21 protein-coding genes are annotated in these 26,452 nt (G+C 60.9%); 13 read left to right on the plus strand and 8 right to left on the minus strand.

Annotated features, from left to right (window positions below):
- The first annotated feature begins 7 nt into the window (after window positions 1–7).
- Complete coding sequence (tauD, locus tag E4O97_RS21200) at window positions 8–844, plus strand: taurine dioxygenase (RefSeq protein ID WP_223018004.1); 837 nt, start codon at window positions 8–10, stop codon at window positions 842–844.
- Between the two features lie 160 nt (window positions 845–1,004).
- Here the strand turns inward: tauD and mgrA are convergent, their stop codons facing one another.
- From mgrA to epsC, 3 genes are all read right to left on the minus strand, one after another.
- Window positions 1,005–2,042 carry an L-glyceraldehyde 3-phosphate reductase gene (gene mgrA, locus E4O97_RS21205; RefSeq protein ID WP_248162127.1) on the minus strand — a complete coding sequence of 346 codons (1,038 nt, stop codon included), beginning with the start codon at window positions 2,040–2,042 and terminating at the stop codon, window positions 1,005–1,007.
- Between the two features lie 126 nt (window positions 2,043–2,168).
- On the minus strand, window positions 2,169–4,130 hold the full coding sequence (gene betT / locus E4O97_RS21210; RefSeq protein WP_164366000.1) for a choline transporter BetT: 1,962 nt from the start codon (window positions 4,128–4,130) through the stop codon (window positions 2,169–2,171).
- Window positions 4,131–4,469: 339 nt separating this feature from the next.
- A complete protein-coding gene (gene epsC, locus E4O97_RS21215; RefSeq protein ID WP_005783794.1) occupies window positions 4,470–5,396 on the minus strand; it encodes a serine O-acetyltransferase EpsC in 927 nt (308 codons plus the stop codon).
- A gap of 167 nt (window positions 5,397–5,563) precedes the next feature.
- On the opposite strand from epsC, the gene E4O97_RS21220 reads away from it, so the two are divergent.
- The 11 genes from E4O97_RS21220 to E4O97_RS21270 all read left to right on the plus strand — a co-directional run bounded on the left by E4O97_RS21220 (window position 5,564) and on the right by E4O97_RS21270 (window position 16,765).
- Window positions 5,564–6,559, plus strand: a complete 996-nt coding sequence (locus E4O97_RS21220; RefSeq protein WP_248162129.1) for a D-cysteine desulfhydrase — start codon at window positions 5,564–5,566, stop codon at window positions 6,557–6,559.
- A gap of 171 nt (window positions 6,560–6,730) precedes the next feature.
- Window positions 6,731–7,525 carry a cystine ABC transporter substrate-binding protein gene (gene tcyJ / locus E4O97_RS21225; RefSeq protein WP_103733992.1) on the plus strand — a complete coding sequence of 265 codons (795 nt, stop codon included), beginning with the start codon at window positions 6,731–6,733 and terminating at the stop codon, window positions 7,523–7,525.
- On the plus strand, window positions 7,525–8,190 hold the full coding sequence (gene tcyL / locus E4O97_RS21230) for a cystine ABC transporter permease (protein WP_032878420.1): 666 nt from the start codon (window positions 7,525–7,527) through the stop codon (window positions 8,188–8,190). The genes tcyJ and tcyL overlap by 1 nt, the downstream gene beginning before the upstream one ends.
- Before the next feature lie 3 nt (window positions 8,191–8,193).
- Complete coding sequence (gene tcyN / locus E4O97_RS21235) at window positions 8,194–8,940, plus strand: L-cystine ABC transporter ATP-binding protein TcyN (protein ID WP_005783788.1); 747 nt, start codon at window positions 8,194–8,196, stop codon at window positions 8,938–8,940.
- A gap of 371 nt (window positions 8,941–9,311) precedes the next feature.
- Window positions 9,312–10,106, plus strand: coding sequence for a hypothetical protein (locus E4O97_RS21240; RefSeq protein ID WP_248162131.1), 795 nt, complete (start codon window positions 9,312–9,314; stop codon window positions 10,104–10,106).
- Window positions 10,107–10,293: 187 nt separating this feature from the next.
- The gene (locus E4O97_RS21245) at window positions 10,294–11,535 is read left to right on the plus strand and encodes an SfnB family sulfur acquisition oxidoreductase (RefSeq protein ID WP_032803216.1); all 1,242 of its coding nucleotides are present in this window, start codon (window positions 10,294–10,296) and stop codon (window positions 11,533–11,535) included.
- A 40-nt stretch (window positions 11,536–11,575) separates the two neighbouring features.
- Window positions 11,576–12,769: an SfnB family sulfur acquisition oxidoreductase gene (locus E4O97_RS21250; protein WP_005783783.1), complete on the plus strand. Its 1,194-nt coding sequence runs from the start codon at window positions 11,576–11,578 to the stop codon at window positions 12,767–12,769.
- Entirely contained in the window at window positions 12,769–14,121 is a 1,353-nt protein-coding gene (locus E4O97_RS21255) for an LLM class flavin-dependent oxidoreductase (protein WP_248162133.1), read from the plus strand. The genes E4O97_RS21250 and E4O97_RS21255 overlap by 1 nt, the downstream gene beginning before the upstream one ends.
- Before the next feature lie 82 nt (window positions 14,122–14,203).
- Window positions 14,204–15,019, plus strand: coding sequence for a MetQ/NlpA family ABC transporter substrate-binding protein (locus E4O97_RS21260; protein ID WP_248162135.1), 816 nt, complete (start codon window positions 14,204–14,206; stop codon window positions 15,017–15,019).
- Complete coding sequence (locus E4O97_RS21265; RefSeq protein ID WP_216090590.1) at window positions 15,016–16,131, plus strand: ATP-binding cassette domain-containing protein; 1,116 nt, start codon at window positions 15,016–15,018, stop codon at window positions 16,129–16,131. Before E4O97_RS21260 ends, E4O97_RS21265 begins: the two co-directional genes overlap by 4 nt.
- Window positions 16,121–16,765 carry a methionine ABC transporter permease gene (locus tag E4O97_RS21270; RefSeq protein ID WP_032878426.1) on the plus strand — a complete coding sequence of 215 codons (645 nt, stop codon included), beginning with the start codon at window positions 16,121–16,123 and terminating at the stop codon, window positions 16,763–16,765. The genes E4O97_RS21265 and E4O97_RS21270 overlap by 11 nt, the downstream gene beginning before the upstream one ends.
- A gap of 2 nt (window positions 16,766–16,767) precedes the next feature.
- Here E4O97_RS21270 and E4O97_RS21275 read toward each other — a convergent pair whose 3' ends face one another.
- Entirely contained in the window at window positions 16,768–17,871 is a 1,104-nt protein-coding gene (locus E4O97_RS21275) for a hypothetical protein (RefSeq protein ID WP_216090589.1), read from the minus strand.
- Window positions 17,872–18,048: 177 nt separating this feature from the next.
- Between E4O97_RS21275 and E4O97_RS21280 the strand changes: the two genes are divergently transcribed.
- A complete protein-coding gene (locus tag E4O97_RS21280; protein WP_032878428.1) occupies window positions 18,049–18,675 on the plus strand; it encodes a class I SAM-dependent methyltransferase in 627 nt (208 codons plus the stop codon).
- A gap of 109 nt (window positions 18,676–18,784) precedes the next feature.
- Here E4O97_RS21280 and E4O97_RS21285 read toward each other — a convergent pair whose 3' ends face one another.
- From E4O97_RS21285 to E4O97_RS21300, 4 genes are all read right to left on the minus strand, one after another.
- Entirely contained in the window at window positions 18,785–20,974 is a 2,190-nt protein-coding gene (locus E4O97_RS21285) for a glycoside hydrolase (RefSeq protein ID WP_248162137.1), read from the minus strand.
- A 163-nt stretch (window positions 20,975–21,137) separates the two neighbouring features.
- Window positions 21,138–24,203, minus strand: coding sequence for an efflux RND transporter permease subunit (locus E4O97_RS21290; protein WP_032878431.1), 3,066 nt, complete (start codon window positions 24,201–24,203; stop codon window positions 21,138–21,140).
- Entirely contained in the window at window positions 24,200–25,270 is a 1,071-nt protein-coding gene (locus E4O97_RS21295) for an efflux RND transporter periplasmic adaptor subunit (RefSeq protein WP_032878432.1), read from the minus strand. The genes E4O97_RS21290 and E4O97_RS21295 overlap by 4 nt, the downstream gene beginning before the upstream one ends.
- On the minus strand, window positions 25,267–26,349 hold the full coding sequence (locus tag E4O97_RS21300) for an efflux RND transporter periplasmic adaptor subunit (protein ID WP_216090587.1): 1,083 nt from the start codon (window positions 26,347–26,349) through the stop codon (window positions 25,267–25,269). The genes E4O97_RS21295 and E4O97_RS21300 overlap by 4 nt, the downstream gene beginning before the upstream one ends.
- Window positions 26,350–26,452: the final 103 nt, after the last annotated feature.

Below are 26,452 nucleotides of genomic sequence, written 5' to 3' on the forward strand. Positions count from 1 at the left end.
ATCTACAATGAGCAGCCTGACCGTTACCCCATTAAGTACCGCCCTGGGCGCCCAGATCAGTGGCGTCGACATCTCCCAGCCGCTAAGCGAGGCACATCACGGTGCCATCGAGCAGGCGCTGCTCGACCACTCGGTATTGTTCTTCCGGGACCAGGTGATCACCCCGCAGCAACAAGCGCGGTTCGCGGCGCACTTCGGCGACCTGCACATTCATCCGATCTACCCTAACGTGCCGGAACAGCCCGAAGTGCTGATCCTCGACACCGCCGTCACCGACGTGCGCGACAATGCCGTGTGGCACACCGACGTAACCTTCCTGCCAACCCCGGCCCTCGGCGCGGTGCTCAGCGCCAAGCTATTGCCGGCGTTCGGGGGCGATACCTTGTGGGCCAGTGGGATTGCGGCTTATGAAGCACTGTCTGAACCGCTAAAGCGCTTGCTCGATGGCCTCACCGCCACACACGACTTCACCAAGTCGTTCCCGCTGGAGCGCTTTGGCAACACCGCCGAGGACCTGGTGCGCTGGGAGGCAACTCGCAAGAAAAACCCGCCGCTATCGCACCCAGTCGTGCGCACGCATCCGGTAAGTGGGCGCAAATCGCTGTTCGTCAGCGACGGTTTCACCACCCGAATCAATGAACTGGAAGCGGCCGAAAGCGAGGCCATTCTCAAGCTGCTGTTCGCCCACGCCACCCGCCCGGAATTCACCATCCGCTGGCGCTGGCAAGAGAATGACGTGGCGTTCTGGGATAACCGCGTGACCCAGCATTACGCCGTGGATGACTACCGGCCACAGCGGCGGGTGATGCACCGGGCTACGATTCTTGGGGATGTGCCGTTCTAGTCGCCACACCGAAAACCAAATGTGGGAGGGGCGGTGCGACGATTCGACTTGCTCCCGATGGCGGTGGTTCAGTCAGCTCATCCGTAGCTGACCCACTGCTATCGGGAGCAAGTCGAATCGTCGCACCGCCCCTCCCACATTTTTGACCCAGTTGTGTCAGTTATTCAGCAGTGGATGGCTTTTCCCACAAGTTGATCCCGCCTTCCTGCGCAAACCGATCAATCTGCGCCAGTTCTTCAGCGCTGAAGCTCAAGTTCTTCAACGCCCCGACGTTCTCGATGATCTGCTCCGGCCGGCTCGCGCCGATCAGCGCGCTGGTCACCCGTGGATCACGCAGGGTCCAGGCCAGCGCCAATTGCGCGAGGCTCTGGCCGCGACGCTGGGCGATTTCATTCAAGCCGCGCACATGAGCGATGTTGGCTTCGGACAGGTGTTGGGCCTGCAACGAACCACCACCCGGACGATTGACCCGTGCATCGGCCGGTATGCCATTGAGGTACTTGTCGGTGAGCAAACCCTGGGCCAGCGGCGTGAAGGCGATCACCCCAGCGCCAAGTTCTTCGGTGGTGTCGAGCAGGTCCTTTTCCACCCAGCGGTTGAGCAGGTTGTAAGCCGGTTGGTGAATCAACAGCGGCACTTTCCACTCTTTGAGCAAGGCTGCGATTTCGCGGGTTTTCACCCCGGAATAGGACGATATACCGATGTACAACGCCTTGCCTTGTTGCACGGCGGTGGCGAGGGCGCTGGCGGTTTCTTCCAGGGGCGTGTCGGGGTCAAAACGGTGGGAGTAGAAAATATCCACGTAGTCGACGCCCAGGCGTTGCAGGCTTTGATCCAGGCTCGCCAGGATGTATTTGCGCGAGCCACCGCCCTGGCCGTAGGGGCCGGGCCACATGTCCCAACCGGCTTTGCTGGAGATGATCAATTCGTCGCGGTAGTGCTTGAAGTCTTCGCGCAGCAAACGGCCGAAATTTATCTCGGCGCTGCCGTAGGGCGGGCCGTAGTTGTTGGCCAGGTCGAAGTGGTTGATACCCAGGTCAAACGCCGTGCGCAGCAAAGCGCGCTGGGTGTCGATCGGGGTGCTGTCGCCAAAGTTGTGCCACAGCCCCAGGGACAGTGCCGGCAGCACCAATCCACTGCGGCCTACGCGGCGATAGGGAATAGATTCATAGCGGTTTTCGGCAGCAATGTACGTCATCGAATCCTCTCTGGACTGAGGGTTGAAAGGCCCGGGAATAAGGTTATTCCCAAGCCTTTTAACCCGCTGAATCGCTTAAGTCTGCCTCTTCCTTTTACAGCAAAGACCTACTTGAGAGGAACGGTATCAGCGCACCAAATGCAGGAACTGCAGATGGCGCTCGTACTGGTCGAGGATGTCGTTGATGATCTGCTCCTTGGTATAGCCCACCAGGTCATAGTCCTGGCTACCCTCACTCAAGTGCACCTCCGCACGATAGTAACGGCGGTTGTTGATCTCTTTGGAACCCATGCCACCGCGGGCAAACGACGGCGTGAAATAGCCGCGCATCTGCACCTGGTAGATGAACGGATGCTCCTCGCCATGGCCGATTTCCAGGCTGACGCTGTCGTTGGACGGGTCCGGCTGAGTGACTACATTCAGGCCCTTCTCGACAAACACCGCCGTCACTTCTTCGATCGCCGGGCGCACCGTCGATTCAAGGAAGCGATACACCTCATCACGTGACGGGAAATGCACGGCCTGGCTCAAGCGCTGGCGCCAGCCGCCACGGCCTTTGCGTGAAGCCGATATTGGCGCCAGGGAATGCAACTGCGCGATCTGCTTTTGCGACTCCAGGTAAAACGCCTTGTGCAGCCCCCACATCATCAGCAGCAGAATCAGCGAGAACGGCAGCGAGGTCAGGACCACCGCAGATTTCAACGAATCGATACTGCCGGCGAACAGCAGGGCACTGGTCACCAGCGCTGTCATCGCCCCCCAGAACACCCGCAGCCACTTCGGCCCGTCTTCATCAGCGTTGCCGCCTTTGGACGACAGGGTGGACAGCACCACCGTGCCTGAGTCCGCCGAGGTCACAAAGAACACAAAGCTGATAAACACCGTGACCGCAATCACCGTCTTGCTCCACGGGTAGGTTTCCAGCAGCAGGTAGAGGCTCATCGACGGGTCATCGATGGCCGACTGGCCCAGCGCGGCCATGCCATGGTTGAGCACTTGGTCGATGGCGCTGTTACCGAAGATCGACATCCACGCCAGGGTAAAGCCCAGCGGAATCAGCAGCACGCCAAACACGAATTCGCGGATGGTACGGCCACGGGAGATACGCGCAATAAACAGACCTACGAACGGCGACCATGCGATCCACCAGGCCCAGTAGAACACTGTCCAGCCGCCCAGCCAGTCGCTTGGCTTGTCGTAGGCGTACACATCGAAACTCTTGGTCGGCAGCGCGCCCAGGTAGTCCCCGATGTTCTGGATCAAGGTGTTGAGCAGGTGCTGGGTAGGCCCGGCGAATAACACAAACAGCAACAGCGCACAGGCCAGCAGCATGTTGATGTCGGACATCACCCGTACGCCCTTGTCGACGCCGGCTACCGCAACAATGATCGCCGCGCCCATCATCAACGTGATCAGGCCCACCTGGATCCACTGGGTGTGAGCAATGCCAAACAGGTAGTCCAGGCCGGAATTGAGGTGCAACACGCCAAAACCCATGTCAGCGCCCAGGCCGAACACCGTCGCGATGATACCGAAGCCATCCACCGCATAACCGATAGGGCCATTGATGCGCTTGCCGATCAGCGGGTACAGCGCCGAACGCAATGCCAGCGGCAGGTTATGCCGGTAGGCGAAATACGCCAGGGCCATGCCCACGAACGCGAACACACCCCAGCCATGCAGGCCCCAGTGCAGGAACAGCACCTGCATGGCCTGGCGCGCTGCATCGGCGTTCATCGCTTCGCCTTGGGGCGGCTGCACCAGGTGCGTCAACGGCTCCGAGACGCAGAAGAAAAACAGCGTGATGCTGATCCCGGCGGCGAACAACATGCCGGCCCAGGACAGGTAACTGAATTCGGGCTCGTCGTGGTCGGCACCGAGTTTTATCTTGCCGTAGCCCGATAGCGCGGTGACCACCACGAAGACCAGATACAGGGTCATCGCCAGCATGTAGTACCAGCCGACCGTATTGGCCGCCCAGTTTTGCGCCGCCAGCAGCCAGGCTCCGGCCTGTTGCGGGATAGCGATGACCGTGATGCCAAACAGCAGGATGAAGGTGGCGGCAAAGTAGAAAACGGGCGCATTCATGCGCACCATGCCGCTGGAAGGGGTGGACGATGCACTCATGAACGATGCACCTCAAGGTTGCGGGATATGGCTGTAAATAACGGACTCAGCAAAGGTAAGCCTCCTGTTGTGAGCGGGCAGCGAACCACCGGGTTTAACTTGAACGAACATTCAAGTTAAACATGAATAGGCGGTCTGGGACTAATCGCAGGGCTGAGTGGTCGATGATTCCTACACTAGCTCAAGGATTGGTATGACGGATGAAGAAGGCAAATCGTTCAGCGACCCCACGTTGAAATACATACGAAATGTGGGAGCTGGCTTGCCTGCTCCCACACGGGTCGGCGGTTGGCTCAGGTATTACTTCTGCGCCCCATCGTCATGCTGCAAGTTCGCCTGAGTGATATTCGCCCCCGCCGGCACACTGCGGGTCAGCCACACATTACCGCCAATGGTCGAGCCCTGGCCGATGGTGATCCGCCCCAAAATCGTCGCCCCGGCGTAGATCACCACATCATTCTCGACAATGGGGTGCCGCGGATGGCCTTTTTGCAGCTGCCCATCCTCATCGGCTGGGAAGCGCTTGGCGCCCAGTGTCACCGCTTGGTAGATACGCACGCGCTCGCCGATGATCGCCGTTTCGCCAATCACTACGCCAGTCCCGTGATCGATGAAGAAACTCGGGCCAATCTGCGCGCCGGGGTGGATATCAATGCCAGTGGCCGAGTGGGCGATTTCTGCACTGATGCGCGCCAGCAGCGGCAAACCTGCGCGGTACAGGTGGTGGGCCAGGCGATGGTGAATCACCGCCAGGATGCCCGGGTAGCACAGCAGCACTTCATCCACACTGCGTGCAGCCGGGTCGCCGTGGTAGGCGGCCAGTACGTCGGTATCCAACAGGCTGCGCAGAGCCGGCAATGCCAGGGCAAAATCCTGGATCAGCCGAATGGCATGGGCATCCACACCGCTGTCATCTTCGCCGCCCTGGCGTGCGGCGTAGCGCAACTCCAGGCGCGCCTGGGCGAGCAAGGCGTTGAGCGCCACGTCGAGGGTATGCCCCACGTAGAAGTCTTCGCTTTCTTCACGCAGGTCCACCGGGCCCAGACGCATGGGAAATAGCGCGCCGCACAAGGCTTCGAGGATTTGCGCCACCGCCTCGCGGGACGGCAATTCACGGCCACCGTGCTCGCCGCTCAAGCGACCGTTGCGCGTTCGCCACTGGTCCCGCGCGCCGCGCAGCTGGCTGACGATGGTCTGCAATTGCCAATGACTGGAACGCTCACTCACGGTATTCACTCCTGACGAAATGGCCATCACTTTACGGTATGCACCCTGGCAGCTCTTAAGAACCAATGGTGTGGTCGTAAGAACTATTGTTCATAAGCGATTGACGGTTGCCCGATGAAAAGTGCCTGCCTATAGTCCTCCCCATCATTCAGTCACCGTGCGTAGCCATGATCAAACAACAGCTCAAGCGCTTTAACCGTCTGGAACTACTGGGCGGTGCCACCGCTCTGGAAAAACTTGAACGGCTGTCGGCCTGGCTGGGCAGGGACATTTACGTCAAGCGCGATGACACCACGCCCCTGGCCATGGGTGGCAACAAGCTGCGCAAACTCGAATACCTGGCGGCCGACGCCATTGCCCAGGGCGCCGACACCTTGGTCACCGCCGGCGCGATCCAGTCCAACCACGTCCGCCAGACCGCCGCACTGGCCGCCAAACTCGGCCTGGGCTGCGTTGCTCTGCTGGAAAACCCTACTGGCACCGAAGACGCCAACTACCTGGCCAATGGCAACCGCCTGCTGCTGGAGCTGTTTGACGCCAAAGTGGAACTGGTGGAAAACCTCGACAACGCCGACGCCCAACTCGCCGCCCTCGCCGACCGCCTGCGCAGCAATGGCAAGAAGCCCTACCTGGTGCCTATCGGTGGTTCCAATGCACTCGGCGCTTTGGGTTACGTGCGCGCAGGGCTGGAACTGGCCGCGCAGATTGAAGACAGCGGGATTGAGTTCGCCGCCGTGGTGCTCGCCTCAGGCAGTGCCGGCACGCACAGCGGCCTGGCCCTGGCCTTGAGCGAAGTACTGCCGCAGTTGCCGGTGATCGGCATCACCGTGTCGCGCACCGAGCAAGCGCAGTTGCCCAAAGTGCAAAGCCTGGCAGAACGCACTGCCGAGTTGCTCGGAGTGGCTATTCCCGACGCCTTCAAAGTGATCCTGTGGGACGAGTATTTCGGCCCCCGTTATGGCGAACCGAATGCCGGCACACTTTCCGCGATCAAACTTTTGGCCAGCCAGGAAGGTCTGCTGCTGGACCCGGTCTATACCGGCAAGGCCATGGCCGGTTTGCTGGACGGCATCGGGCGCCAGCGGTTTGAAGAGGGGCCGATCATTTTCCTGCATACCGGTGGGGCGCCGGCATTGTTTGCCTATGACTCAGTATTCAATTGATTGAATGGCATATATTCTCAAAAGAAATATGAAATTGTTTTTTTATTATTTTCAAGTCTTAAAAACCCGCTTTATCATCGCGCCGAAGGCGAAGACGCGCTTCGCGCTTTAAGGCAGGATACGACTACTGCGTCACCTGCTTCGCTCACCATAAAAACACAGGGGCTCTTCATGACTATTTCTGTATTGCGTCGCACGCTGCTGGTCAGCACTTTGGGCCTGGCGCTTGGCGCCGGTTGGTTGGGCCAGGCGGTTGCCGGCGAGCAGTTGAACACCATCAAGAAGGCCGGCGAGATCAAGATCGGTCTGGAAGGCACCTACCCACCGTTCAGCTTCGTCGACGAAAGCGGCAAGCTCAGCGGTTTCGAAGTGGAACTGTCCGAAGCACTGGCCAAGGAGCTGGGCGTCAAGGTCAAGCTGCAAGCTACACCGTGGGACGGCATTCTCGCCGCACTGGAATCCAAGCGCCTGGACGCAGTGGTCAACCAGGTGACCATCTCTGAAGAGCGTAAGAAAAAGTACGATTTCTCCAAGCCATACACCGTGTCCGGCATCCAGGCACTGGTGCTGAAAAAGAACGTCGACTCGATCACGAAAGCCGACGACCTGGCCGGTAAAAAGGTCGGCGTGGGCCTGGGCACCAACTACGAACAATGGCTCAAGGACAATCAACCCAAAGCCACTATCAAGACCTACAACGACGACCCAACCAAGTTCCAGGACCTGCGCATCGGCCGTATCGACGCGATCCTGATCGACCGCCTGGCCGCCCTCGAATACGCCAAGAAAGCCCCCGACACTGCCGCTGCCGGCGACGCCTTCTCCCGTCAGGAGTCCGGTATCGCCCTGCGCAAAGGCGAGCCTGAATTGCTCGATGCGGTCAACACGGCCCTCGACAAACTGCGCGCCGACGGCACCTTGAAGAAGCTGTCCGAGAAGTACTTCAACGCTGACGTCACTCAATAATGGAAGCAGGTCTTCAACTCGCGCTGGACTCCGCGCCCTTTCTGCTCAAGGGCGCGTACTACACGGTAATCCTCAGCCTGGGCGGGATGTTTTTCGGCTTGCTGCTGGGCTTCGGCCTGGCCTTGATGCGCCTGTCGCGCTTCAAGTTGCTGAGCTGGACGGCCCGAGTCTACGTGTCGTTCTTTCGCGGTACGCCGTTGCTGGTGCAGCTGTTCCTGATCTACTACGGCTTGCCGCAAGTGGGCATCGAGCTGGATCCGATCCCGGCGGCCATGATCGGCTTTTCGCTGAACATGGCCGCTTATGCGTGTGAAATCCTGCGGGCCGCCATCGCCTCCATCGAGCGTGGCCAGTGGGAAGCCGCCGCCAGTATTGGCATGACCCGTGCGCAAACCCTGCGCCGGGCCATTCTGCCGCAAGCGATGCGCACGGCATTGCCGCCCCTGGGCAACAGCTTCATTTCGCTGGTCAAGGACACTGCGCTGGCCGCCACCATCCAGGTACCCGAGCTGTTCCGTCAGGCCCAACTGGTATCGGCGCGGACCTTCGAAATTTTCACCATGTATCTGTCCGCAGCCCTGATCTACTGGATCCTGGCGAGCATCCTGGCGCATCTGCAAAATCGTCTGGAAGACCGGGTCAACCGGCATGACCTGGAGTCCTGAAGCATGATCGTGGTTGAAAAACTGACCAAACAATTCAACGGTCAAGTGGTGCTTGACGGCATCGACCTTGAGGTCAAGGAAGGCGAAGTGGTCGCCATCATCGGCCCCAGCGGTTCCGGCAAGACCACCTTCCTGCGCTGCCTGAATTTCCTCGAAGAACCCACCAGCGGCCGCATCAAGGTGGGGGATATCCAGATCGACGGCAGCAAGCCGCTCAACCAGCAACAGGGGCTGGTGCGTCGTCTGCGCCAGCACGTGGGCTTTGTGTTCCAGAACTTCAACCTGTTCCCCCACCGCACTGCGCTGGAAAACGTCATCGAAGGCCCGATTGTGGTCAAGAAGATGCCACGGGAAGCGGCCACCGAACTGGGGCGCAAGCTGTTGGCCAGGGTCGGCCTGGCGGGCAAGGAGGCGTCCTACCCAAGGCGGCTGTCCGGCGGCCAGCAACAGCGTGTGGCGATTGCCCGTGCGTTGGCCATGGAGCCGGAGGTGATTCTGTTCGACGAACCCACCTCGGCTCTCGACCCGGAACTGGTGGGCGAAGTGCTGGCAACCATTCGCAGCCTGGCCGAAGAAAACCGCACCATGGTCATCGTGACCCACGAAATGAGCTTTGCACGGGACGTAGCCAACCGGGTGATCTTTTTCGACAAGGGCGTGATCGTTGAACAGGGTGAAGCCAAAGCGTTGTTCGCCAACCCCAGGGAAGAACGCACCCGGCAGTTTCTGAGCAAATTCCTCGCCCACTGACCCACCCTCTGTAGGAGCGAGCTTGCTCGCGAAAAACGCCCAGGCAACTCGGTCGATCTGAATCACCGCGTTACCGTTTACGTTCTTCGCGAGCAAGCTCACTCCTACAACGGGTTACCATTTCAGCGCATAAAATACCCCCGCCGTCCCCCCCTTAAAATCCCCCTCCCCGTCAGACCCTTCTGAATATCCTCAAACCCGCCGTTTAGCCTTTTGCCTCCATTGACGCTCCCCGGCCAACCCTCTTATCTAGCGCCTTGAGGATTGGATCCCATCCCGGCTACTGACTGAATCGTTCCTTTCGAATCGCCCTGTGCCTATGCGCCGAAGGTTCGGAACGATGACTGCTGGCTGCAACAAGGAGATTACTTATGACACATACCCAAACCCTGGCCATGCTGCCTGCCCCGAAGCTGCCCCAGGCGGTAGGAAACGGCATCAGCGCCCTGGCCTCCACCCATCTGCAGGTCGACATATCCCCCTACTCGGGCATGGAGGAAGGCGACCTGATCGAACTGTTCTGGAACAACTGCTTTGCCGCCTCGCGCAAGGTGACGGCGTGCAAGATCGGCACGTTCACTCATCTGTGGGTACCGGAAAGCTTCGTGCAGGACGGGCCGGCACGCGTCCACTACCAGGTCCTGCAAATCGGCCATGGCCCGATGCGCTCGGCCGTCGCCCTGGTGCGGGTCAAGACCAACTACCCCGGAGGCCAGCCTGCGCCATGCCTCAACCACGAAAGTGATGAAAACCAGAATCTCGCCCCCGTGGGTTTGCCCGAGACGATCCGCCGCCATGGCGTCAATCGCAACCAGGTTCGGCGCGGCATTCCGCTGACCATCGAACCTTACTTGAACATGAGTGCCGGCGATGCCATCACACTGCGCTGGGGTGATGTGCGCCTGGACCTGCCGAAAATCCAGGACAAAAACGTTGGCCTGGCAGTGCAGGTGTGGGTACCGTCCCAGATCATTGTCGAAGCGGGCGACGACTGCCGATTGGAAGTCACGTACTGCATTCTCGATCGCGTGGGCAATAATTCACGCTGGGCACCGGCCCGCACGCTACGTATCGCCGCTTGCACGCCAGTCTTGCCAACCCCGCCTGCCTCGCCCGCGCCGGGCTATCAACCGCGTCGCTTCGGCTCACCCTGTGAACCGGGGTGACAGCCCTTCTATGCATATTCCTAAAAGTTAGTTTATTTAAAGAATTAACACGCTTAGGGTATATGCACCGGACCACCGGACATTCCTGATTTTTCTGTTTTTATTTCATTGAATGCGAGGTCGGTATGGTCAGAATTACCCCGGTGCATAACGCCAGGGCATTGCGTGCAGCCAAGGAGCGGCGCTGATGTCTAACTTGGCTCTAACACCCCCCCAGAGTGATCTGGACGTAGCCCCCCTGTTGTTGCCCGCAACGGTGCTGCGCAACGACGCCCAGGCACTGAGCGCGGCTCATGAGCTGGCCCAGGCTGCGCGCCTGCAGGCCGCTACGCGCGACCAGCAGCGCAAACTGCCGTGGGCGCAACTCGAACAATTCACCCGCAGCGGCCTGGGCAGTATTTCCATTCCCCGCGAATACGGCGGCCCACAGGTGTCGTTTGTGACCCTGGCCGAAGTCTTCGCGATCATCAGCGCAGCCGACCCGGCCCTCGGGCAGATCCCGCAGAACCATTTCGGCATCCTGCACGTATTGCAGGGCACCGCGACCGAGCGCCAGAAAAAGCAGCTGTTCCAGAGCGTGCTCGACGGTTGGCGCATCGGCAACGGCGGCCCGGAACGCGGTACCAAAAACACGCTGGAGCTCAAGGCACGCCTTACGGCCGAAGGCGATGGGTTCGTGGTCAGCGGCCAGAAGTTCTACTCCACCGGCGCACTATTTGCCCACTGGGTCGCGATAAAGGCATTGAACGATGACGGCAAGCAAGTCATGGCCTTCGTGCGGCGCGGCAGCGAGGGGCTGCGCATCGTCGATGACTGGTCGGGCTTTGGCCAACGCACCACCGCCAGCGGCACCGTGCTGCTCGACCGGGTGGCGGTAGACCCGGAATTGGTCATCGACAACTGGCGCCTGGGCGAAAGCCCGAATATCCAGGGTGCCGTGTCGCAACTGATCCAGGCAGCCATTGACGCCGGCATCGCCCGTGGTGCCCTCGACGACACTATCGCCTTTGTACGCGAGCGTTCACGCCCCTGGATCGACGCCAAGGTCGAGCGGGCCAGCGATGACCTGTATGTGATCGCCGATATCGGCAAGTTGAAGATCGAACTGCACGCTGCCGAAGCACTGTTGCGCAAGGCCGGTCAGGTGCTGGACCAGGTCAGCGCGGCGCCGATCACCGCGCAGTCCGCCGCGCGCGCCTCGATTGCCGTGGCCGAGGCCAAGGTGCTCACCACCGAAGTGGCATTGCAGGTTACCGAAAAGCTCTTCGAACTGGCCGGCAGCCGCGCCACCCTCGCCGAATTCAACCTTGACCGTCACTGGCGCAACGCGCGGGTGCATACCCTGCACGATCCGGTGCGCTGGAAGTATCACGCCATCGGCGCCTATCGACTGAACGGCACCTTACCTGCTCGTCATTCCTGGATTTAACCGACCAGAACACTTTTTCCACGAGCTTCTGGAGAAACTCATGACCCTTTCTCACCACGTCGCGGTTATCACCAGCGATGAGCAAGCCCTTATTGTCGCCAGCGACCTCGCTGAAGATTTGCGCCGCGACAGCGCCCAGCGCGACCGCGAACGCCGCCTGCCGTGGCCCGAGCTGGACGTGTTTTCGCGCTCCGGCCTGTGGGGTATCACGGTGCCCAAGGCATTCGGCGGCGCGGGCGTATCCAATGTCACCCTGGCCAAGGTGATTGCACTGATTTCCCAGGCCGATGGTTCCTTGGGCCAGATCCCGCAAAATCATTTTTATGCCCTTGAAGTGCTGCGCGTAAACGGCAACCCCGAGCAGCAAAAGCGCCTGTACGCCGAGGTGCTGGCCGGTCAGCGCTTTGGTAACGCCTTGGCGGAACTGGGCACCAAGACCGCCCATGACCGCGTGACCAGCCTCACCCGCGACGGCGACGGTTTTCGCATCAACGGGCGCAAGTTCTACGCCACCGGCGCGATCTATGCCCAACGCATTCCCACCTCGGTGGTGGATGAAAACGGCATCCAGCAACTGGCGTTCGTACCCCGTGACAGCGAGGGCCTGACGGTCATCGACGACTGGAGCGGCTTCGGCCAGCGCACCACTGGCAGCGGCTCAGTGGTATTCGATAACGTGTGGGTCGCAGCGCAGGACGTGATCCCATTCCAGAGCGCCTTCGAACGCCCGACCACCGTGGGCCCCTTGGCGCAGATCCTTCACGCCGCCATCGACACCGGCATCGCCCGCGCAGCGTTTGAAGATGCGTTGCATTTTGTGCGCACCAAGACCCGCCCGTGGATCGATTCCGGCAACGACAAGGCCACCGAAGACCCGCTGACTCTAAAGAGCTTCGGCCACCTGAGCATTCGCTTGCACGCCGCCGAGGCGTTGCTGGAGCGCTCCGGCGAATTCCTCGACCGCGCCCAGGCCGACAGCAATGCCCAGACCGTCGCCGCCGCGTCCATCGCCGTGGCCGAAGTGCGCGCCCTGAGCACCGAGATTTCCCTCGCAGCGGGCAGCACCTTGTTCGAACTGGCCGGCAGCCAGGCGACTTTGGCCGAGCATGGCCTGGACCGCCACTGGCGCAACGCCCGGGTGCACACCCTGCATGATCCGGTGCGCTGGAAATACCATGCGGTAGGCAACTATTACCTCAACGATGAAAACCCGCCTCTGCGGGGGACCATTTGATGAGCAAGAAAAAGATCCTGCTCAATGCCTTCAACATGAACTGCATCGGGCACATCAACCACGGTTTGTGGACTCACCCACGGGACAACTCGACCGAGTACAAGAGCCTCGAATACTGGACCGAATTGGCGCAGATCCTTGAGCGCGGGCTGTTCGATGGTTTGTTTATCGCCGATATCGTCGGCGTCTATGACGTGTACCAGAACTCGATTGACGTGCCGCTCAAGGAGTCCATCCAACTGCCGGTCAACGACCCGTTGCTGCTGGTCTCGGCCATGGCCGCCGTCACCCGGCACCTTGGCTTCGGCCTTACCGCCAACCTGACCTACGAGCCGCCCTATCTGTTCGCCCGGCGCATGTCCACGCTCGATCACCTGAGCCGTGGCCGCGTCGGCTGGAACATCGTCACCGGCTATCTCGACAGCGCCGCCAAAGCCATGGGCCTCACCGAACAGGTCGAACATGACCGGCGCTACGACCAGGCCGATGAATACCTGGAGGTGTTGTACAAACTCTGGGAAGGCAGTTGGGAAGACGACGCGGTGCTCAACGACCCGCAAACGCGGGTGTATGCGCAACCGGGCAAGGTGCACAAGGTGGAGCACCACGGTGAGTTTTATCAGGTAGAGGGTTATCACCTGTGCGAGCCATCGCCGCAGCGTACGCCGGTGCTGTTCCAGGCCGGCAGTTCCGAGCGCGGGCTGCTGTTCGCCGGGCGCCACGCCGAGTGCGTGTTCATCAGCGGGCAGAACAAGGCCGCGACCAGGCTACAGGTGGACAAGGTGCGCGCCAGCGCAGTGGAGGCTGGGCGCAACCCGGATGACATCAAGGTGTTCATGGGCCTCAACGTGATCGTGGGCGCCACCGAAGAACTTGCATGGTCCAAGCACGCCGAGTACCTGAGCTATGCCAGTGCGGAAGCCGGCGTGGCGCACTTTTCGGCGTCCACAGCGATTGATTTTTCTGCCTACGAACTGGACGAACCGATCCAGTACGTGAAGAGCAACGCGATCCAGTCGGCCACCAAGAACCTGCAAAACAACGACTGGACCCGGCGCAAATTGCTCGAACAGCACGCCCTGGGTGGGCGCTATATCACCTTGGTGGGCTCGCCTGAACAGGTTGCCGATGAGTTGGAATCCTGGATCAGCGAAACCGGGCTGGATGGTTTCAACCTGACGCGCGTTGTGACGCCGGAGAGCTATGTGGATTTCATTGACCTAGTGATACCGGAACTACAACGACGTGGGTCGTACAAGACCGAGTATGCGCAGGGCACGTTGCGGGAAAAAGTCTTCCACGGCACCGCTCGCTTACCCGAACAACACACCGGCTCCAGCTACCGACACTGATCAAAAATGTGGGAGGGGGCTTGCTCCCTCCCACATTGGATCTCCATTGTTTGTGCCTATACCTTATGACTGGAAATTGATTATGAAAAAAACACTGCTCACCCACCCAGTCAAAGCACTGGCCCTGGCCTTCGGGTTATTCAGCACAGCGGTCTTCGCCGCCGACCCTCCCCTGAAAATCGGCACCACCGCCGCCTTCGCCATTCCGCTGGAAGCGGCCGTTGAAGAGGCCGGCAAACAGGGCCTGAAAGTCGAACTGGTCGAGTTCAGCGACTGGATCGCCCCCAACGTCAGCCTTGCCGCCGGCGATATCGACGTGAACTACTTCCAGCACATTCCCTTCCTGGAAAACGCCAAGGCCGCCGCCGGGTTTGACCTGGTGTCTTACGCACCGGGCATCATCAACAACGTCGGCCTGTATTCGAAGCAATACAAAAGCTTCAACGACCTGCCCGAAGGCGCCAGCGTGGCCATTGCCAACGACCCGATCAACAGCGGGCGCGGCTTGCAGCTGCTGGCCAAGGCCGGGTTGATTACCCTTAAGCCGGGCGTGGGCTACAAGGCCACCGAAGAAGACATCGTCAGCAACCCCAAAAAGCTCAAGATCCTGCAGGTGGAAGCCGTGCAACTGGTACGCGCCTACGACGACGCCGACCTGGTGCAGGGCTACCCGGCGTATATCCGCCTGTCCAAGACCTTCGATGCGGAATCGGCGCTGCTGTTCGATGGCCTCGACCACCCGGAGTACGTGATTCAGTTCGTGATTCAGCCCAAGAGCAAGACCGACCCACGAGTGATCAAGTTCGTCGACATCTACCAGCACTCGCCGGTGGTACGTGCCGCATTGAATAAATCCCTGGGCAAGCTCTACCAAGTCGGCTGGGAAGATAAAAAATGACCGCCGCCAACGCCCAACTGCGCGACCTGGGCCATGCGCCCAGGGACGCCGAGCAAACTGAACTGCACCCGGACCTCAATCGCGCCCACGTGCGTTTTATCAATCTGGGCAAAACCTATGGCGGCACCGTGCACGCCCTGCAAGGCATCGACCTGGCGATCCAGCGTGGCGAAGTGTTCGGCATCATCGGCCGCAGCGGCGCCGGCAAGTCGTCGCTGATCCGCACCATCAACCGCCTGGAACAACCCAGCAGCGGGCGCGTACTGATCGATCAGGTGGACATCGGCGGCTTCGATGAAGACCACCTGGTAGCGCTGCGCCGGCGCATCGGCATGATCTTCCAGCACTTCAACCTGATGTCGGCCAAGACCGTGTGGCAAAACGTCGAACTGCCTCTCAAGGTCGCCGGCGTGAACCAGGCACAACGCGTGCGTAAGGTGCATGAACTGCTGGAGCTGGTAGGTCTGCAAGACAAGCACAAGGCGTATCCGGCGCAGCTTTCCGGAGGGCAGAAACAGCGCGTCGGCATCGCCCGCGCGCTGGTGCACGACCCCGAGATTCTGCTGTGCGACGAGGCCACCTCGGCCCTCGATCCGGAGACCACCCAGTCGATCCTCGGCCTGCTGCGTGAGATCAACCAACGCCTGGGCCTGACCATCGTATTGATCACCCATGAGATGGCGGTGATCCGCGAAATCTGCGACCGCGTGGTGGTGCTGGAACACGGGCGCATCGTCGAGCAAGGCCCGGTGTGGCAAGTGTTCGGCAACCCGCAGCATGAGGTCAGCAAGACCCTGCTCGCACCGCTGCAACACGGCCTGCCGCCCGAATTGCAAGCCCGCCTGCAACCGACACAAACCTCGGCTGATGCGGCGCTGGTGCTGCGCTTGCAGTTCACCGGCAGCGATACCGATGAGCCGGACCTGGCCGCACTGTTCAGCGCCCTCGGCGGCCGCGTGCGTTTGCTGCAAGGCGGTGTGGAGCGGATCCAGGGGCACGCTCTGGGGCAATTACTGCTGGCGGTGAATGGGTCGCCGCACAATGCCGAAGAGCTGCGTAACCGCGCCGGCAATTGGGCACAACGGGTGGAGGTGCTGGGCTATGTGGTTTGATCGTTTAGTACAGGGCGCTATCGACACCTTGTTGATGGTCGGTGTGTCGTCGCTGATCGCCTTGCTGGTCGGTATCCCGCTGGCGGTATTGCTGGTTACCAGCGACAAGGGCGGCATCTACCAGGCGCCGACGCTTAACCGCGTGCTGGGGGCGTTCGTCAATCTGTTCCGCTCCATTCCGTTCCTGATCCTGATGGTGGCGTTGATCCCGTTCACTCGGCTGATCGTCGGCACCACCTACGGTGTATGGGCGGCCGTGGTGCCGCTGACCATCGCCGCCACACCGTTCTTTGCGCGCATTGCCGAAGTCAGCCTGCGCGAGGTCGACCACGGCCTGATCGAAGCGGCTCAGGCCATGGGTTGCCGGCGCTGGCACATCATCTGGCATGTGCTGCTGCCGGAAGCCCTGCCGGGGATCGTCGGCGGGTTCACCATCACCCTGGTCACCATGATCAACTCATCGGCCATGGCCGGTGCGATCGGTGCCGGTGGCCTGGGCGACATTGCCTACCGCTATGGCTATCAGCGATTTGATTCGCAGATCATGCTCACGGTGATTGTGTTGTTGGTGGTGCTGGTGGCGGTAATTCAACTGAGTGGGGATCGCTTGGCGCGGGTATTGAACAAGCGCTGAACTCACGGGCATTCGTCCAACTGCGCGACGCTGGCATGGGGTACGAAGCTGACGGTTTTTTCCTTGGCCTGCCAGGGGCGCACGATGTAGCTGCCGTCCGAGTCTGCCATTACCCGCAGTTTTACACTGCGCTGCGGGTTGTCGGCGTCTACCAGCCCGCGAAGAACCTTGGCGTCGTCCGACCAGGTCATCAGCGTACACACGCGCCCTCCGGAGGCGGAGCCTTGCAATGGCAACCCACCCAGCTTCGACCCGCTTGCCGGGATCAGCCCGAGGAAGACGATGAGTGCAAAGGCTGCCAGTGATGCGAAGGCAACCGGGTTCTTGTGATCGCGCATGTACACCACAAGGCAGGCCCCACAGCCCTGGACCAGGAACAGCACGACCACCTCGGCAAACATGAACGGTGCAAAGAGCACAGCGCTGTCGGAATACTCAAGGAAGGCGCGGGAGACCGGCACGGTTACCATCAGGATTACCAGCATTTGAACCGCGCCAGCACCCACACTGGCCAGCCAGAACTCGCCGGATATGTCACGCAATCCAACCTGAGCAGGGCGTGCGCGCATGATGATGCCGACATAGGCGAGTACCGCCACCACGATCGCCACAATCCAACTGACAGTCAGCAAAGGCCCACTTTCGGCGTTCACCGACAGGTACACGGCGCACATCCAGAAGATGGCCATGACGACCAGGCTGGCAGCCCAGTGCAACAATAAACGCCGGTGCTGGGCCGTCAACTGAGGGGAAAGCGGACTGAGATTCAGCTGATCACTAAGGCGCACGCCCGTGTCGTTAAGGCGTTTGAACAAGATGAATGTAGGGATCAGGATCGACGCGCCCATCATGCCGATGACGAATACCAACATGGCGAACATGGCCGGCAATGCGGTGAACGCCGCGGCCGACAGAATGCTCAGGGGTACCTTTTCCACCTGGATGTACTGGTACAAATACAAGCCTGCCACCGACAGGATCCCCACCGTCAGCGGCCAGGCGCGTTCATTGAGCCAGAACAGGCCGCTGCTGAGTTTCGTGGCGTATTGGTCCACCTTGTTTGCAGTGAATTTCTGACCCTCACGTGAACGTTTTTCTTCTTCCATGAATGTACAACCCTCTTTGAATGAGGGCCGAATCTTACCCAGAATCCTGCGGGGCGGTCTGTCGGATTCTCCCAACACGCACACAATGAACCGCCCTACACCAGATACACGTCTTTCAACTCAAGGGTGAGCCTGAGGTATAGTCCGACCACCTCAACCGCAGCGGTGCGCCACACCATGAAACTCGCCCCCGACGACCTCAACCAGATCACCTCCACCACCCTCGGCCATTACAACAAAGTCGCCGAAGACTTCCGTGAAGGCACCCGCGATCACGATGTGAGCCAGAACATCGACGCGCTGTTGCGACATATCCAGGGCTCGGCGCCGTTTACCGTGCTGGATTTCGGCTGCGGGCCGGGGCGGGATTTGCAGACTTTTACGCGCATGGGGCATATCGCCGTGGGGCTGGATGGCTCCGAGCGGTTTGCGCAGATGGCGCGGGACGACAGCGGCTGTGAGGTATTGCAACAGGATTTTCTCAAGCTGGACCTGCCACCCGAGCGCTTCGATGGCGTGTTCGCCAATGCGGTGCTGTTTCATATTCCCAAGCAGGAATTGCCGCGGGTTCTCAAGCAGCTGCATGGCACGTTGAAGCCTGGAGGCGTGCTGTTCAGCTCCAACCCTCGAGGTGAAAACCAGGAGGGTTGGAATGGGCCGCGGTATGGCTCTTATCACGACCTGGAGGCGTGGCGGGGCTTGCTGACCGAGGCCGGATTTGAAGAGCTGGAGCACTACTACCGGCCGGCCGGGTTGCCGCGGGAACAGCAGCCTTGGTTGGCGAGTGTGTGGCGTAAAATTTAGTGCCGCATCGCCTGTACCGACCTCATCGCAGGCAAGCCAGCTCCCACATTCGGAATGCATTTCACTGTGGGAGCCGGGCTTGCCCGCGATGGCGCCGTAACAGGCAGCGTTATTTCACCTGATACACCACCGGCTTCTCCCCCTCCACGAGCGCCGTCACACTGCGCCCGGCATACCCATCTTTCTGCGCGTCCGAAAAATTCGCCACCAACCGCGTCCCATCGGCGAAGGTGGTTTGCTGCAACAGTTTGTCCGCTGTCAGCCAGCGAAACTCAGTCATTGCCTGAGTCCCCAACCGTTGATGCAGCGGCCGAAAGAACCGGTCCTGGCGCTGAATCACCGGCAGCCTGTCCTTGAGTGTCGTCGCGCTCAGGTGATACAGCGGCGGTACGTTGTAGAGCAGTTGGGCCAGTTCATTTTCAGCCCGTACATTGCTCAGCTTGAGGTTGTCGAACAGCCAGTGATGAGTGGTGATCACCGAGCCATGGAACACCGCCTGATACAACGGCAGCCGCATCGTCGGGTCGAAATACACCGTGCGCAGCGACGCTTTCAACGGCACAGGCTTGAAGAACACCGCCGGCTGTTCCGCCGGGTACCAGTTGCCGACGTAATAGGGCGACTGCCGGTCGCGGGTCATGTCCCGGTCACCCCAGCCGATCACCGGAGTTTGCATACCATGGGCAAACATAATGCCCTGAGCGGTGACGGCGTTGCCGTCTTCGGAACCTGCGGGCAGTTTTAGCGAAGTGTTGATCCAGCGCGAGGCGTCGATATTGCCCTGGGCATTCTGCACCTGACTCATGGAGGCGCCGTCGCGGTAGCTGTCAAAGATCATGCTGGTGGCGTACGCATCGAGGAACCAGGCATTGAATCCGGCTGCGGCCTGCACCGCCTTTACCCGTGCTTCCAGCAACGGTCGCACACAGCGCGGGTCCGTGTAGTGGCCGGATTGTTGGAAACCGGCTTTCGGCTGGCCGTTCTTCAATATGATTGCGCAGTCACGGTACGCCTTGCCGCCCAGGTGGGCAGTGGCCCAATCCGGATTTTCGCTGGCCGACAGCGCCGTTTCATACGAATCGTAAGGCGCCATCAGATACCCGGCATCCACGCCTGCGCGAATCGCTTCGGGATGCCAGAGCCCGCCTTCCCAGCCATCACCCAGGGTCAACAGCAGACGCGAGAGCCCCGCGTCACGCAAGGCTTGGATAGTCGAATGCCCCCAGGTTTCGGGGCGATCACTCAAGGCTGAGGCGAAATCCACGGCCAGCTCGCTACGCAACTCGCCGTAGCGAGTGGCAAGGCGACTCATGTCGGGCTCTTCCACTTGCCAGGCTTGCCGGGCCTTCTGGTTGATGGCCGCATTGAGGCCGCGCAGCAACACGGTTTGCTCATAACGATTCAATGCGGTTGTCTGTGCGAGCACCTTCGCAGACTCTTTGTCCAGCAGCCTGCCAAGCTCATGGGTGCGCAGCCGTTTGATCAACGTTGGCCAATCACGGACATCATCCAGCGTCAGCAAGCCGTTGCCCCAGAGGTAAACGTGACTGGCGCCGAGCAATTTCACCGCCTCGGGGGTTTGCCGCAGCTTGTCCGCCAGCGGCTCGTAACGGCCCTGCTCCACCAACCATTGGCGATAATGCTTGGCCCCGGCCAATGGGTCTGCATCGCCCAGGTACAGGCGCAGCGTCATCGGTACGTCGGGGGCAAGGGTGGTGAATTCATGGGCCGCTGACAGCGCCAGACCCTGGCCGTCCGCTTGCCATTCAAGGCGATTGTTGTAAGGGTTGGTCAGCAGCCAGTTAAGCGTGAAGCGCCCGTGATCCAGGCCCCACAAGGGCAAGCTCAGGTCCTGGGTGGTATTGACTTCGCCGTGCTCAAGCAGGAACGCCTTCCACACGGGGTTATCAAAGGGCACATAATGCCCTTCAGCCAACGGCCAGATCAGCGCCTGGCCCATGGCCGTGGCCGGCTGGCGCAGCAGGGCCAATTCACCCGGCTCGCGAGCACTGATAGACAGGGACAGTTCGCGCTGCTCAAGCCGGGCCGTCAGGCGGTAGGCGCCGCTATCCCATTGCCAGGAGACCTGTGCGGCATCAGCTTGCAACGCACTGACAGCGTGCGCGGCGACACCGCTGGAGGCTTGTACCGGGGCCTCCCCCGCTGGCGTGACACGCAGCGCCAGGGTTGCAGGGTCGAGGTCAACGCGCCACAGGGCGTTTTCCAGCACGGTGGAGGCAAAGACTGAGGGCGCAAGAACAAGCGCACAGAGCACAAAGATGAGGCGCAGGCACTGCATGGGAATCGACCTGGACGGAGAAGTTAGGTCGAGAGGGTAAAACATGCAGACAGTGGCCGGGGCAACAAGTGGATCTTTCGGAAGCTTCCCACAGCCTCAAGCGAGATGAAGATCCAAATGTGGGAGGGGCGGTGCGACGATTCGACTTGCCCCTCCCACATTTTTAACCGCGCTGTTCCTGATGCTCTTGTTTGGGTTCGCGGATTTTGTACCAGGCCACATACAGCGCCGGCAAAAACAGCAGCGTCAGCAACGTGGCGATGATAATCCCGCCAATCATCGCGTAGGCCATCGGCCCCCAGAACACTTCCCGGGCAATCGGGATCATGCCCAGGCTCGCCGCTGCCGCCGTAAGCAGAATCGGCCGACGCCGGTGTTCGGTCGCTTCCACCACCGCATCCCACGGCGTATAGCCCGCCACTTCATACTCATGAATCTGTGTGACCAGGATCACCGAGTTGCGGATGATGATACCGATCAGCGCCAGGATCCCCAGGATCGCTACGAACCCCATCGGCGTACCGGTGGGGATCAACGCCAGCACCACGCCGATCAGCCCCAGCGGGGCAACGCTGGCCACCAGGAACATTTTCTGCACGCTGTGCAACTGGATCATCAGGAACGTGGCCATCAGGAACAGCATCAACGGCACCACACTCGCAATCGGGCCCTGGGCCTTGCCGCTTTCTTCCACGGTGCCGCCGGTGGCGACTTTGTAGCCCACCGGCAGGCCGTCACTGAATTTCTGGATGGTCGGCGCCAGTTGCTTGACCAGGTCGGTCGGCTGCATCTCATCGCGCACCGCGGCCTTGATGGTAATCGTCGGCTTGCGGTCACGACGCCACACCAGCGGCTGCTCCAACTCGTAACGCACCGTGGCAAACGCGAGCAACGGGATCGAGGTGCCGTTGGGCGTAACGATCTGCAGGTTCTGCAAGGTTTCCGGCGTACCGCGCTCGGCATCTTCGGCGCGACCGACCACATTGATCAGGTAGATATCGTCGTGCACCTGGGTCACCGCCGCGCCGCTGACCACGCTGTTCATCAACTGCGCCACGTCTTCCGACGACAGCCCCAGTTGCCGCGCCTTGTCCTGGGCGATGTCGACGCGTAGCACTTTGCCCGGCTCGTTCCAGTCGTAGATGATCTCGCCCAAGTGGGTGTTCTGGTCCAGCAAGGTCGCCAGTTCGATGGCGTGCTTGCGCACCTGGTCGGTGTCTTTACCGGAGACGCGGTACTGGATCGGCCGCCCGACCGGCGGGCCCATTTCCAGCGGCTGCACATAGCTGCCGATACCGACAAAATCATCGCGCAGGCGTTTCTGCAATCGCGCAATCAAGGCGCTGCGCTCTTCCAGGCCCTTGCTGACGATCACCAACTGCGCGTAGTACGGGTTCTCCAGTTGTTGGTCCAGCGGCAGGTAAAAACGGATCGCGCCCTGGCCGATGTAGGTGCTCCAGCGAGAAATGTCCGGGTCGTCCTTGATGATCGCTTCGAGGCGGTCAACCGCCTTGCGCGTCTCGTTGATCGAGGCGTTTTGCGGCAGGTTCAGATCAACCAGGATTTCCGGGCGATCCGATGACGGGAAAAACTGGTTCTGCACAAACTGCATGGAAAACACCGAGGCCGCAAACAGCGCCACGGTGATACCGATGGCCCACCAGCGGTTGCGCATGGCCCAGAGCATACCGCCATTGAACGCGCGACCAATACGCCCAGGTTCGGCGTTATGCGGCTTCACATTGGCGCTGAGGATATGCACGCCGATCACCGGCGCAAACAGCACCGCCACGACCCACGACACCAACATCGCCACGGCGATCACCGCGAACAGGGTAAAGGTGTACTCGCCCGCCGAACTGGCATTGAGGCCAATCGGCACGAAACCCGCCACGGTCACCAGCGTACCGGTGAGCATCGGGAACGCTGTTGAGGTGTAGGCGTAGGTGGCGGCCTGCTCCTTGGTTTCGCCTTTTTCCAGGCGCGTGATCATCATCTCCACGGTGATCATCGCATCATCCACCAACAGGCCGAGAGCAATGATCAAGGCGCCCAACGATACCCGCTGCATGGTGATGCCGCTGTATTCCATAAACACGAACACCAGCGCCAGCACCAACGGAATCGAGCACGCCACCACCAGCCCGGCGCGCATACCGAGGCTGATAAAGCTCACCACCAGCACGATAATCACGGCTTCGAACAACGCGCTGGTAAAGCCGCCGACGGCCTCTTCCACCACTTCGGCCTGGTCAGACACCTTGTGCACACCGACGCCCACCGGCAGGTCGGCAGTCAGCTCATCCATGCGCCCGTGCAGCGCCTTGCCGAACGACTGGATATTGCCGCCCTTTTGCATGGCGATCGCCAAGCCAATCGCCGGCTTGCCATTGAAGCGGAACATCGGCCTTGCCGGGTCGACGTAACCGCGACTGATGTCAGCGATATCCGCCAGCCGATAGAAGCGGTCATTGAGGCGCAGGTTGACGTTGGCCAGGTCTTTCTCCGAAGCGAACTGCCCGGAGGTGCGCACCGAAATCCGCTCCGGCCCGGCCTCGATCACCCCGGCGGGCGTTACCGCATTCTGCGATTGCAGGCTTTGCACGACCTGACGTTGATCAATGCCCAATGCCGCCAGTTTGCGCGTGGAGAAGTTCAAGTAGATCACTTCGTCCTGCTGGCCGATCATCTCGACCTTGCCCAGCCCCGGCACCGAGCGGATTTCGGCGCGCACCTGCTCCACGTAGTCGCGCAACTGGCGCATCGACAAGCCGTCGCCAGTAAAGGCGTACACCGAGCCGAACACATCACCGAACTCATCGTTGAACGACGGCCCCTGCAGCCCCTGGGGGAAGGTGCCGCGAATATCATCGATCTTCTTGCGAACCTGGTACCAGATCTCCGGAATGGCCTTGGCGCTGGTGGTGTCCTTGAGGAACACGAACACCGTGGACTCACCCGGTCGCGTATAACTTTTCACGTAGTCGAGGGAGTCGAGCTCTTCGAGTTTTTTCTCGATGCGATCGGTGACCTGCTTGAGGGTTTCCTCCTGGGTAGCGCCCGGCCAGCGGGTCTGGATCACCATGGTCTTGATGGTGAACGAGGGGTCTTCTTCGCGGCCCAGGTTCATATACGAGAACACGCCCATCAGTAGCGCGACGAACATCAGGTACCAGACGAAGGACTGATGCTTGAGTGCCCAGTCGGATAAGTTGAAGCTCCCTTTCATCGCGGGCTGTCCTCGTCGATTTTGACTTTTTGCCCGGGTTTCAGGCTGTTCACGCCGGCGGTGACGATGCGTTCACCGGCTTTGATGCCGCCATTGACCAAGGCGCTGTCAGCATCCCGGCTGACCACACTGACGTCGCGTGGCTGCACGGTCTGGCTCTGGGTATCAAGCAGCCAGATGCGCGTCTTGCCGTCGACGTCCTGCAAGGCGCTCAAGGGCAATTCGATACGCGGCGTAATGGCGCTGCTCAAGGTCACGCTGATGGCGGTGCCCAGGCGGAACGCGGCGGGAGTGTCGGTCAGGCTCAGACGTGCGCGGCGGGTGCGCGTGGCACTTTGGGCCTGGGGTTCGATCTCGCGCACGATGGCGGTGGTATGCACGCTGGGGTCCAGTTGCCCGGCGACCAGAAACACCACATCCGTCGGCAGGCGCTCGGCCAGGCCGGCAGGCAGGTCGATCACCGCCTCCTTGATGTCCGGGCGAGCCAGGGTCACCACCTGCTGCCCCGCGCTGACTACCTGGCCAGCCTCGGCATTCCAGGCGGTGACGATACCGGCGTGGTCAGTGTGCAGTTCGGCGTAATTGAGCTGGTCCTTGGCTTGATTGACCGAGGCGCGGGCCTGATCAAGGGTGGCCTGGGTGGTTTTCAGGTCAGTCTGCGCCACATCCAACTGAGCCTGGGCGCCGACGCCCCGGTTGAACAGCTCCTGCTGGCGACGGGCATTGGCCTGGGCATTGATGAACTGTGCCTGCACGCGGGCGAGGTCGCCCTGGGCGGCACGCAGTTGGTTCTGCTGGTCGGTGGGGTCGAGCACGGCAAGCAAGGCCCCCTTCTCCACCTCGGCGCCCACGTCGACGGCGCGACGGGCGATGCGGCCCGACACCCGGAAACCCAGGTTGCTTTCGTAGCGGGCCTGGATAGTGCCGGCGAAGCGGCCGAGGTTTTCCTGATCTTCAGCCTTCACTTGCATGGACAACACCGGGCGCACAGGTTCAGGCGGCGCCTCTTCCTTGGAGCAAGCCATCAGCAACAGGCTGGCGGCGACGATAACCGTCAGTTGCTTCATGGCTGGGCTCCTTGCTGGGCGATCTCGACTACCATGCCGGGGTGCAGCAATTGCCCACCGGCCACTACGACTTTTTCGCCGCCTTCAAGGCCCTCGCCAATAATCACCTTGCCGGTGAGGTAACGCGCCACCTTGACCTTGTGCAGCTGCGCCTTGCCGTCGGCATCCACCAGCCATACGGCAGGCTCGCTGAGGTCTTTGGTCAAGGCCGCCCAGGGTAATTCGATGCTGGCCTTGGCCGGGCCGTTGGCGGTGGCGCTCACCACCGAACCCAGCTCCATGCCTTTAGGCAGGTTTTGCAGGGCGATCTTCACTTGTATGGTGCCGGTATTGGCCGCCACTGCCGGGGTCACTTCCCGCACCTTGCCCACGGCTTTGATGCTCGGGTTGTCCAGCAGGCTGACGGTAATCGGCGCATCCGGCGGCGGCTCCACCAGCAGGGATTCATACACGTTGAACACCGCGTCACGTTCGCCATCACGGGCCAGGCTGAAGATCGGTACGGTGGCTTGTACCACTTGGCCGACTTCGGCCTGGCGCGCCGTGATGATCCCCGGTGCATCGGCGACCAGCGCCGTGTAGCCAAGTTGCTCACGGGCGTTGGCCAATTGCGCCTGCGCGGCGGCCAGGGCACTTTGGCTGCTGCGCAACGCGGCCTGGGCGGCGTCGTATTCGCTGCGACTGGTGTAGCCCTTGGGTAAGAGTTTTTCCTGGCGCACGAAGGCGGCGGCGGTCTGCTTGACCCGCGCCTGTTCGGCCACAACCTGGGCCTGGGCGGAATCGACGTTGGTTTGCAGGTCCTTGGGGTCAAGCTTGGCCAGTACTTGCTTGGCCGTTACTCGGTCGCCCACGTCCACCATGCGCTGAATGATCTTGCCACCCACGCGAAAGGACAAATCGGTCTGCACCCGCGCCTGGATATCGCCCGTCAGCGTGACCGCCGCGGCAAAATCCGCCGGCTGCACGGTTTGCACAAATACCCGTGAATGCTGCTTGGGCTCGGCTTTGTCTTGGCCACAGCCGCTCAGCAGCGCCAGGAGGCCAAGGCTGAAAATTAATGTCGAAGCGCGACCGCCCATGCAGGCTCCTTTTGCGTGATGCTCACGTACAAGTGTGTATGCGACTGTGAGCTTAGAACAGGGTTCCTTATCTGCATGGAGGATCCCATACTCCAATGGTTCC

It is taken from the genome of Pseudomonas sp. W15Feb34, assembly GCF_023127765.1.
Lineage (GTDB): Bacteria > Pseudomonadota > Gammaproteobacteria > Pseudomonadales > Pseudomonadaceae > Aquipseudomonas > Aquipseudomonas synxantha_A.

Coding starts and splice junctions, on each gene's coding strand:
- tcyN (WP_005783788.1), top strand. CDS start 8,194: ATGATCGTGGTTGAAAAACTGACCAAACAATTCAACGGTCAAGTGGTG.
- E4O97_RS21260 (WP_248162135.1), top strand. CDS start 14,204: ATGAAAAAAACACTGCTCACCCACCCAGTCAAAGCACTGGCCCTGGCC.
- E4O97_RS21240 (WP_248162131.1), top strand. CDS start 9,312: ATGACACATACCCAAACCCTGGCCATGCTGCCTGCCCCGAAGCTGCCC.
- E4O97_RS21220 (WP_248162129.1), top strand. CDS start 5,564: ATGATCAAACAACAGCTCAAGCGCTTTAACCGTCTGGAACTACTGGGC.
- E4O97_RS21250 (WP_005783783.1), top strand. CDS start 11,576: ATGACCCTTTCTCACCACGTCGCGGTTATCACCAGCGATGAGCAAGCC.
- tcyJ (WP_103733992.1), top strand. CDS start 6,731: ATGACTATTTCTGTATTGCGTCGCACGCTGCTGGTCAGCACTTTGGGC.
- mgrA (WP_248162127.1), bottom strand. CDS start 2,042: ATGACGTACATTGCTGCCGAAAACCGCTATGAATCTATTCCCTATCGC.
- E4O97_RS21275 (WP_216090589.1), bottom strand. CDS start 17,871: ATGGAAGAAGAAAAACGTTCACGTGAGGGTCAGAAATTCACTGCAAAC.
- E4O97_RS21280 (WP_032878428.1), top strand. CDS start 18,049: ATGAAACTCGCCCCCGACGACCTCAACCAGATCACCTCCACCACCCTC.
- E4O97_RS21290 (WP_032878431.1), bottom strand. CDS start 24,203: ATGAAAGGGAGCTTCAACTTATCCGACTGGGCACTCAAGCATCAGTCC.
- E4O97_RS21295 (WP_032878432.1), bottom strand. CDS start 25,270: ATGAAGCAACTGACGGTTATCGTCGCCGCCAGCCTGTTGCTGATGGCT.
- E4O97_RS21255 (WP_248162133.1), top strand. CDS start 12,769: ATGAGCAAGAAAAAGATCCTGCTCAATGCCTTCAACATGAACTGCATC.
- E4O97_RS21245 (WP_032803216.1), top strand. CDS start 10,294: ATGTCTAACTTGGCTCTAACACCCCCCCAGAGTGATCTGGACGTAGCC.
- E4O97_RS21285 (WP_248162137.1), bottom strand. CDS start 20,974: ATGCAGTGCCTGCGCCTCATCTTTGTGCTCTGTGCGCTTGTTCTTGCG.
- tauD (WP_223018004.1), top strand. CDS start 8: ATGAGCAGCCTGACCGTTACCCCATTAAGTACCGCCCTGGGCGCCCAG.
- E4O97_RS21270 (WP_032878426.1), top strand. CDS start 16,121: ATGTGGTTTGATCGTTTAGTACAGGGCGCTATCGACACCTTGTTGATG.
- E4O97_RS21265 (WP_216090590.1), top strand. CDS start 15,016: ATGACCGCCGCCAACGCCCAACTGCGCGACCTGGGCCATGCGCCCAGG.
- tcyL (WP_032878420.1), top strand. CDS start 7,525: ATGGAAGCAGGTCTTCAACTCGCGCTGGACTCCGCGCCCTTTCTGCTC.
- E4O97_RS21300 (WP_216090587.1), bottom strand. CDS start 26,349: ATGGGCGGTCGCGCTTCGACATTAATTTTCAGCCTTGGCCTCCTGGCG.
- betT (WP_164366000.1), bottom strand. CDS start 4,130: ATGAATGCGCCCGTTTTCTACTTTGCCGCCACCTTCATCCTGCTGTTT.